This window comes from Bacteroides fluxus YIT 12057, assembly GCF_000195635.1.
Lineage (GTDB): Bacteria > Bacteroidota > Bacteroidia > Bacteroidales > Bacteroidaceae > Bacteroides > Bacteroides fluxus.
In genome coordinates, this window is record NZ_GL882661.1 from 1 (window position 1) to 8,952 (window position 8,952).

Genomic DNA, 8,952 nt, shown 5'->3' on the forward strand with positions numbered 1-8,952 from the left:
ATAAGCATTGATGGAAATCTTCCGCGGAGCACCAGTTTAAGTGATGAGGATGTTTTTATAATATTCCAATCAGAATATCATTTGTTATAACTTCATTTATGATGCATCACATTTATATGTCAATATTATAATATATGCTTGTATATCTATATGTTGGATAGTTTTAGAGAATTGTAATTGTCCATGGCGTTACCTGAGTAGATAGTGATGATAATATTTCTTGGACATTCCCAACTGAATACCATTTGCTGTAACTTCTGCTACAATATGTTTGAATTGTAGTGTATTATATATCAATGCTGTAATGTGTTTATGTATTTTGCCAATATGAAATCCCAATTGCTTCGAATAATTAACTTTTTACCAGTTTTTTAAGTTGTATGTGTCCAAAATATGTCAGGGGACAGAATTTTGTCCCTCGAAGCCTCATTTGGGAACAACTGGGGGACAAAAATATGGTAATAATAAGCAAACAAGAGAAAATATGACTTCTAGAACATCCTATTTTATCCCTATTTAAGTGGCTTTTCGTCAGCATTTTAGTTTTATTGTTAATATAATTAATTGATAATTAGGAAATTGTGTTATTTTCCGATGCAGAAAATGCAACTTTAATTTAACTATTTGGTATTAAATTCATTTTCTCTTGTGAAATTTATATTCAGGGACAAACAGGGGACAAAATTTAGACAACAATAATACTAACAAAAGAAAATATAATTCTGATCTTGAGTTCAGTGATTGTCAAATAGCTTGCTGGCCAAAAGAAAAAGAAGCATTTTCTCTACGTTCTCTAGCCATGATAACTTAATATTTAGATATAGCACTCAATTCTGAGATCAAGCATAATATATGGGATCTATTTATCTCTGTACAAGAATCGTAAGGTTTAGTTTGGTATCTTGTATATTTAAAAAGGTTCTAAACTAAACTTCGTTCAACTTCATAATGACGAATATTGGTGAATAGGGTATTCCCTTTTCTCTTTTCGCCAGCAGCAGTATTGATTGTTCTTGTTATACAAATGGAAAAATATTATAAAGCTATTTATGAATAGAGATATATCACGAGAAGGGAATTCTTTCAATAAGTATGGCAGTTCTTGGTCTCAATGATTTGATTTTTTTACTCAATTATGATTCTGTACTGCATAAAATGGTATATATTTTATGCAACATGTATTGCTGTTTGAACAAAAAATAGTAATATTGCACTTGAATAACAATATAGGAGATGAAAACGATCATTCTAAATCAGCGCAAAGAACGTGATGAACTGATGTCTCGTCCGTATTTGATACGTAAGAGCATCCAAGATACAGATTTATTATTGAGCAGCCATCTGATCAAGTTGATAACAGGTCCTCGACGGGTGGGCAAATCCACTCAGGCATTATTGATGCTGCGAGACAAGAATTTCGCATATCTGAACTTCGACAATTATCAATTGCTGGAAACTTGGGATGCGAATCTGGTCATGCGGATGTTGGATGATGTCTATCCTGGGTATGAATATATCCTGTTGGACGAGGTCCAGAACCTTGACGCGTGGGATTTGTGGGTCAGTGAATTATATAGGATGGGAAAGAATCTTGTAATAACAGGCAGTAATGCCAGAATGCTCAGCAGTGAAATGGCTACAGTATTGACAGGCAAGTATCTTCAGGTAGAGATGCTGCCTTTCGGTCTTGAAGAGTTTTTCGATTGGAACAAGCTTGATCTGCATATACTGAAACCGGAACACAAAACAGAATCTCTTGTGCTGACAGATGACTATTTGAGGAATGGCGGTTATCCGGAAGTAGTCGCTTCACGCCAATTGACACGCAATTATCTTGATACGTTGTTTGATTCCATTATATGGAAAGATGTGGCTAAGCGTCATAATGTCCGGAACGTGACAGATCTGAATAATCTGGCCATGTATCTTGTCTCGAACTTCTGTAATCCTGTTAGTGCTAATGAATTGACATCGGAACTTGACTTCTCCAGTGTCAATACGACTAAAAAATATATGGATTATCTCCATGAACCATACCTTTTCTATTATTTGTCACGCTACAACAATAAGCTTAAGCTGATGAAAAAAGCCCCTAGGAAAGTATATGTCGTTGACAACGGCTTTGTGGCATCAAAGGCATTTTCCTTGAGTGACAATCTAGGGCGGCTGCTTGAAAATCAAGTTTTCATAGAACTTATACGCCGGGGCTATGATGTTGAAAAGACCATGTTTTATTATCATTCACGGAATGATAAGGAAGTTGATTTTGTCCTTCGTGAAGGACCACGCATATTACGCCTTGTCCAGGTATGTTATGATATGAGCAGTCCTAAAACGGAGAAGCGGGAAATGGACAGCATTGTTGAATGTGCTGGAGAATTAAAGTGTGATAATCTTGTTATTGTGACTTATAATGATAAGCGCACAATTGAGAAAGATGGTTATAGGGTAGATGTAGTCCCAATCACAGAGTTTTGAATATATGGATGTCTTGACGCATTTCAGAAGTATAGAAGAACTGACCAAAACACTCTCACGTGAGCAAGGATTGCTGAGTGAGATGTTTGAGAAGCGGAAGCTTATGAAGTTCCCGTTGGGGCTTGCCATTGATCTTGTTGGTGGAAATGAACAAAGATTGAGAAAGTTGGTTGATTATGGTGTGCTGGTGGAATCCGGAAATGCGGTTGAGATTGAGAGCGACTATCTGAACTTCTTTGAGGAAGTGCTGAATGTCAATGAGGAAATTAGCGTGTTGAGTGTGCAGGAATGCATCAACACCCTGAAAGAGAATATCGGTTATTTCCTGCAGGAGACTAATCCCAACCGCAAAGTCGGATATCAGGATAGTGTGCGGCAACTTTTAAAGAAGACCGGATTCAGGACTCTGAAGAATGTGGTGGATTTGAAGCGTAATATGGATAATGCTTATAAGCAGGAACCCAATTATGTCATCAAAAAGAAGAAACTGGAGAATCTGGATGAAAAGAGCCATAGCATTCGTGCCATGATACGTGAATGTGAAAAGTTAATGGATAATGAACACGCCTTTTTCATCATGGCCAATGATCCGCACATGGCAAAAACGTGTAGCGATGTGAAACATGATTTTGTAGAAGCCTATCATGCGCTAATGGAAATTGACAGACAGATTATTTCCTATATCAATCAGATAGACCTGCAAAATCAACTTTATAAAAAGATACGGAAGTTGAAGTACCTGCAAGATCAGTTGCTTATCAAGACCGATACGAACCTTGTAAAAGTTCTGGAAGAAAGAAATCCTCTTTGGATGGAATCCCGCCAATACAATAAGATTCGCCTGTCTTTAGAAATGCTAAGGGAAAACGATCAGGTAGTAAAGTTGCTGAGACGAATTGCCGAACGGAATGGAATACAGAAAACAGCCAGAACGGAAGCCGGGCCTCTGGCAGAGGAAGACTTGCAAGAACATATCCGGCAACTGAAGGAGGTGAATTCTGCCGAAGTCTGGAATGCATTTTTAGCATCAAGTTATAATCTGTTTGAATTCATTCTGAAGTATGACTATAAAGTAAAACGTAGCATAGAAGAACATGCCACCCTCTTCTGTCAGTTGGTTATCTTGCATCCTGATGAATGCCGGCTAACAGGTGAATATGCAATTTATCAAGACATTGAATATCCTATAATTTATGCGGAATAATACTCAAAGAATATACGAGCGGTTAAGCCGGGGAGAGTTTCTTTCGGTAGACAGTGTAGATACCTCTGTCCGTCATCTGTATGAGGATATCGAGGAGAATTTGGAAGATTATACAGAATACTTTAAGGAAATCGGTCTGCAACTGGAATCAGGTAATGGTTACTTCTATTTTTCAAGAATAGGAGAGGGTAAGCAGACGATAGAGCAGAAATTGGACAGTTTTTCAAAATGGCTTGACTATCTGGATTTTCTGAAGTGTTACAATCAGTCATTTACTGCGGGATATCAGTTTCGCAAAAGTCATTTGGTAGAACAGATCAGTCTGGATATCGAACTGAAGGAAAAGGCAAACCGCCTGTTCAAGAAATACGGTGTGGGGTCTAATGTTGAAATAGTAAATAAACTGCTTCAGGAAATGCAGAACATGGGCTTTGCGGAGTGTATCAGCGAACTTGATGAGACCTTTAAGGTTACCTCGGCATTCCGTTATGCCGAGGAATTGGTTGAAATAATTCAAATTGCAAATGAAGATGAGATACCTAAATAAGATTATTTTTATCAATAGTGCCAATATTCCGTATGCAGAGATATCTGTAGACGGGAATGTGCATTTCACAGGGACTCAGGGCGTCGGTAAAAGTACGGTATTGAGGGCACTGCTGTTTTTCTACAATGCGGATAAACAGCATTTGGGTATTCAACAAGGACAGAAATCGTTTGATGAATTTTATTTTCGCCAGTCAAACTCTTATATACTTTATGAAGTGATTCGAGACAATGGCGCATATACGATACTTGTCGGCAGATATCAGGGACGCGCTTCATGGCGGTTCATTGATGCACCTTATCAGCATGAATGGCTAATAGACGATGACAAGCAGGTATTGAGTGACTGGGTGAAGATTCGCGAACGTATAGACAAAGACGTAGCTGTTTCTGCAAGAATAGAGTCCGGTGTGATGTTTAAGGATATAATCTTCGGCAACACTCATGACCATAAATATGTGCGTTATGCATTGGTGCAGAGTTCGCATTATCAGAATATCCCACGAAGCATTCAGAATGTCTTTCTGAATACCAAACTTGATGCGGACTTTGTAAAGAATACGATTATACAATCCATGACTGATGAGGATTTGCCGATTGATTTGCAGACCTACAGACGACTTGTTACAGATTTTGAGCGGGAGTATGACGAGATAGACTGTTGGTTTCGCCAAACACGTGATGGCAATTACCCTGTGCGTCAGCAAGCATTGAAAATAGCTGAACAGGGCCGTATAATCGTAGCACTCGACCAGCAGTTGTTTGACGTATGGCACATGCTCAATCATGCTGTAGCTTATAGTGAAAAGCATATACCTCTTTTGGAGATCGAAGCCGCAGAAGTTGAAGCGGACATAGAGAAAGAGTATAACCGTGAAAAAGAACTTACGGCAGAATATGATAAAGAAAAAGACGCATTCAATCAGGACCTTGGTGCCCAAAAAGGTAAACTGAAGGAAATAGCACAGGCAAGAAAGGATTTCGATGCCATTGGTATTGATGACAAACTCGCTCTTGCCGGTCGTGAGTCCGCTATCAGACAGGAGGCTGCTGATAAACAGACGCTATTGGATGATTTGCTGAAAGCTTATGCGTCGATAGAAGAAAAGTACAACATTGCAAGAGGTAAACTGGAAAATGCACGTCAGGCGTTTGGGAACATGCAGAAAGAAGCATATTATCAGAAACAGACCGAACTTCAGATAAAGCGTAAAAGCTTGGAAGAAGAACGTACCAGAAACAGGAATCAGGTTATGGAGACTTTCAACAGCTGGCGACACGACTCTGACGAACGTCTGCAAATGTTGTTGACTGAACAGAACAGGACTGAAAGTGCATTGAAGGAACTCCGGCATTGGCATCCTATGGCTAATGAAATAAAGCAAGTAGATGAGGAACTGCAACAATTGAATTTTACGGAGAAAGAGAATGCGGCCCAACAGACAGCGGTAAAAAGTCAGATTGTCCGGATTACTGCCGAGTATGAGATGAAAGAAACGGAGATAAAACAAGCCTCTCAGCGTGAGCAGGAACGTCTTGACGCTGACCGTACACAAATGCGTGAACAAATCGCGAAGATTAATGATTTATTGGCGTTTAGACGGTTCTCTTTACAAGTGGCTTTGTGAAAACGCTGAAGGCTGGGAGAACACGATAGGCAAAGTCGTTGACGAAGAAAGGATTCTATATGCTCAAGGACTTGAACCTCAGTTAGACAGCTCGGCTAATGGTATGTTTGGCGTAAAGTTAAACCTGGATAATATTGCCTCCGTGCATCGTACCCCTGATGAATATAGATTGGAGAAGAATAACCTGGAAGAGCAGGTGCGGCAGATTAACCATCAGCTTATGCAATTGCCTGTTACTCTTCAGGAAGAGATAGCTAAACTTGGCAAGAAATATGCTGTACAGGTCAATCCGCTTCGTCAGAAAATGACATCGTTGAAGGTGGAAGAAGAACAGGTGCCTGCCAAACGACAGAACCTGCAAAACCGTAGGCATAGGCTGGAGATGGAAGAACAGGAACAGATTGTCCAAGAAAAAGAAATTCGTGAACATTCCTTTAATGAGGCTGTGCTGAACGTGAATTCGGAGAAGGAGGCGCGCAATAAGTATGAATTGAAAAATAAAAAGGATCTTAAGGAGCTCGATTCATCGTTTAATAAAGCGACCAAAGCACTTGATGAGGAATTGCGTATTTTCAAGGAGTCGCAAGATGCTGTAGCGGCCGAACGTAATCAGGAATTCGCCGCACAGAAGCAACAACTCAACGAACAGCAGAAAGCTGAACTTGCAGGCAAGGGCGTTGATACAAACCTGCTCGAGCAATACCGCAGGGCTTTAGAGGATTTAAAGGCTCTGTTGATGAGGATTGATGAAGAACGTTCAATTGTTATCAGATATCGCGACACAGAGCAAAATCTTTTTGCCAAGGAGCCGGAAATCAAAAAGGCAATTAGGACTATAGAGCAGCGGCTCGCCATGATACGTCAGCGTTATGAAGACAAGCGGACACGTATCGGGAAAAAATGTAAAGAAATGGAAGAACGTCGGAAAAAGGTTCGTGATGAACTGACGCATAGGAGAGAAGGCTTGACGCTTTATCATCAGATGGTAGAAAATGAACATCTGGTACCTGATCCTTTCCTCTCTGATGACAAGATGAAGAAGACCGAGCAGGATTGTCAGCAACTTTTGAGTCAACTTCGAGGTACAGTCAATCAGAAGCGTGAATCGATAGACAAGCTTAAATCTATAGTTGTCAGTTTCAATCGTAACTTCAAGCCCCAAAATGCTTTCCATTTCAATACAATGCCTGTAACAGACAATGACTATTTGGAGATTACAGCGGATTTGCAGGATTTTATGGACAATAATAAAATCGAGGAGTTCCGCAGACGTACCAGCGAGCATTATAAAGATATCTTGGGGCGTATTTCGGCGGAAATCGGTTCTCTGATGAAACGCAGGTCGGATGTTGATGGGGTGATACAGGATATAAACCGTGATTTTATAGAAAAGAATTTTGCAGGAGTAATCAAGAGTATTGAACTTAGGGCAGATGAGTCATCTGACAAACTCATGAAACTGCTTATATCCATTCACGATTATGCTATAGAGAATGCTTTTTCTATCGGCGAATTGAACCTTTTCTCAAATAATAATCGGGATGAAGTGAACCGTAAGGTTGTAGATTATCTGAAGAGTCTGTCTCATCAGTTGCAGAACGAACCGAATCGTCCGACTGTATCTTTGGGTGACGCTTTCCGTTTACAGTTCCGTGTGAAAGAGAACGACAATGACACTGGCTGGGTTGAACGTATTAATAATGTAGGATCGGATGGTACGGATATTCTTGTGAAAGCAATGGTTAATATCATGCTCATCAATGTGTTTAAGAAAAAGGCTGCCAAAAAAAGTGGTGATTTTATCGTACACTGCATGATGGATGAGATTGGTCGCTTGCATCCTAACAATATAAAAGGCATTCTGCAGTTTGCCAATTCACGCAATATCTATCTTATCAACAGTTCACCTACATCGTATAATCCATACGACTACCGCTATACATACCTGTTAAGTAAGCATGGAGTAAGGACAAGAGTAGAGAAATTGTTGAAACGAATAAATTAATCGGATAATATGGAAATAAGTGCGTCTATACAGGCATTGTTAGCCGGTGAACAGGTTGCCGGATCGAGGCTGAACAGTAAGTTGCTTGATGAGCTGTTGGCAGAAGGTTTGCTGTTGGTTGTATCACGTGGCTCAAGAAAATCATATCGCGCCCGTGATATGAAGGCTCTGAAAAGATTTCTTATAGACAAGGACGAGAGTTTCCGTATTGTCGAAGCAAATGCTTCAGATTCCCGTGCCACAATGGCTGCGGAGACAGGAAATTCCAAACTTGTTATGGTCCGTTCCTGCCCGGGATTTCCTGTAAACAGTTATGAACGTGTCGAGTGTTTCCTGGGTGGAGACCCATTCCCGGTAAATCCGCAAGAAGGATGCTTCCTCTTTGTCTCAGATTGGAAGAAATTTACAATTCCCGAAGATGTCGTAGTAATTGGTGTCGAAAATATGGAGAATTTCAGGATGATTCGCAGGCAGCGCAGATTCTTTGAGGAGTATCTTCATACTCATGGACTTTCAGACAAAGTGCTGTTTGTATCCCGGTATCCTCAGTCGACCGACCTTAGAAGATGGCTGTGCACTATTTCCAATCATTATCTTCACTTCGGCGACTTTGATCTGGCAGGAATCAGCATATTTCTCTTTGAGTTTCGGCAATATTTAGGCAAAGAGCGTTCTTCCTATTTAATCCCAGCTGATATTGAGTCCCGCTTGAAGTCTGGTTCTCGGAAAAGATATGATGAACAGTGTAACCGTTTTAAGGATATCAAGTCAGATATACTTGAATTACAACAGTTGATAGATTTAATTCATCATGAACGAAAAGCTTATGATCAAGAGGGTTACATATGTTGTGACCCGTAGAAACGGATAAGAATTGAAAGTTGTAAAAATACAGTTTAGTAAGGATAGTCTTGCTGAACTGTATTTTTGTCTAAAACCTGCAGCAGTTATTTAGGACTAGTCAATCCTTTATATCTCTTTTAAACTACAAATAAAAAACTCACCCTGAGCGCGCTGTTCTTATGGGAAGCGGGGTGAGTATGTTATTACAAATTTAATCTGATTATCCGTTTATGCACCTGTTATATTCG

The 8,952-nt window shown here is 39.9% G+C and carries 6 protein-coding genes; all 6 read left to right on the plus strand.

Features of this window, described 5'->3' with window-relative positions; genetic code table 11:
• Positions 1 to 1,233 precede the first annotated feature (1,233 nt).
• Genes HMPREF9446_RS12110 through HMPREF9446_RS12130 form a run of 6 tightly spaced genes read left to right on the plus strand, consistent with a single transcriptional unit; the run spans position 1,234 to position 8,722 of the window.
• Positions 1,234 to 2,478, plus strand: coding sequence for an ATP-binding protein (locus tag HMPREF9446_RS12110; protein WP_009125957.1), 1,245 nt, complete (start codon positions 1,234 to 1,236; stop codon positions 2,476 to 2,478).
• A 4-nt stretch (positions 2,479 to 2,482) separates the two neighbouring features.
• Positions 2,483 to 3,682: a hypothetical protein gene (locus HMPREF9446_RS12115; RefSeq protein WP_009125958.1), complete on the plus strand. Its 1,200-nt coding sequence runs from the start codon at positions 2,483 to 2,485 to the stop codon at positions 3,680 to 3,682.
• Positions 3,672 to 4,229, plus strand: a complete 558-nt coding sequence (locus HMPREF9446_RS12120; RefSeq protein ID WP_009125959.1) for a condensin complex protein MksE — start codon at positions 3,672 to 3,674, stop codon at positions 4,227 to 4,229. The genes HMPREF9446_RS12115 and HMPREF9446_RS12120 overlap by 11 nt, the downstream gene beginning before the upstream one ends.
• The gene (locus HMPREF9446_RS19530; RefSeq protein WP_262360195.1) at positions 4,213 to 5,856 is read left to right on the plus strand and encodes an ATP-binding protein; all 1,644 of its coding nucleotides are present in this window, start codon (positions 4,213 to 4,215) and stop codon (positions 5,854 to 5,856) included. Before HMPREF9446_RS12120 ends, HMPREF9446_RS19530 begins: the two co-directional genes overlap by 17 nt.
• Positions 5,810 to 7,861, plus strand: coding sequence for an ATP-binding protein (locus tag HMPREF9446_RS19535; RefSeq protein WP_009125961.1), 2,052 nt, complete (start codon positions 5,810 to 5,812; stop codon positions 7,859 to 7,861). Before HMPREF9446_RS19530 ends, HMPREF9446_RS19535 begins: the two co-directional genes overlap by 47 nt.
• Positions 7,862 to 7,870: 9 nt before the next feature.
• Positions 7,871 to 8,722: a DUF7281 domain-containing protein gene (locus HMPREF9446_RS12130; RefSeq protein ID WP_009125962.1), complete on the plus strand. Its 852-nt coding sequence runs from the start codon at positions 7,871 to 7,873 to the stop codon at positions 8,720 to 8,722.
• Positions 8,723 to 8,952: the final 230 nt, after the last annotated feature.